Below are 378 nucleotides of genomic sequence, written 5' to 3'. Positions count from 1 at the left end.
GTGCCGTTCCTGGCGTCGCTGGGGTTGGTGGCGGTCGGGCTGTTCGTGCGGCTGCGGCTGGAGGAGACGCCGCTGTTCCGGGGCGAGGCGCGGACGGGCGTCGAGCGGGCGCCGGTGGTGGAGGTGCTGCGGGGGCACTGGTGGACGGTGCTGCTGGGCTGTGGCGCGATCACCGTGGGGTACGCGCTGTTCTACCTGACCACGACGTACTCGCTGGCGTACGCGACGGCGGGGCTCGGGGTGCCGAGCACGGTGGTGCTGTCGATGCTGCTGGCCGGTGCGGTGGGGAAGGGCGTGACGGTCTGGCTGAGCGCGCGGCGCAGTGACAGCTGGGGGCGCCGGCGGACGCTGCAGGGGGCGACGGGCCTGGCGGTGGTG

1 pseudogene is annotated in these 378 nt (G+C 74.6%); it reads left to right on the top strand.

The window, feature by feature from the left end:
* Nucleotides 1-378: pseudogene (locus tag BI06_RS53255) on the top strand (MFS transporter); the annotation flags it as partial.

It is taken from the genome of Kitasatospora sp. MBT66 (genome assembly GCF_000710405.2).
Taxonomy (GTDB): domain Bacteria; phylum Actinomycetota; class Actinomycetes; order Streptomycetales; family Streptomycetaceae; genus Kitasatospora; species Kitasatospora purpeofusca.
This window is presented reverse-complemented; position numbering and strand designations above follow the sequence as displayed.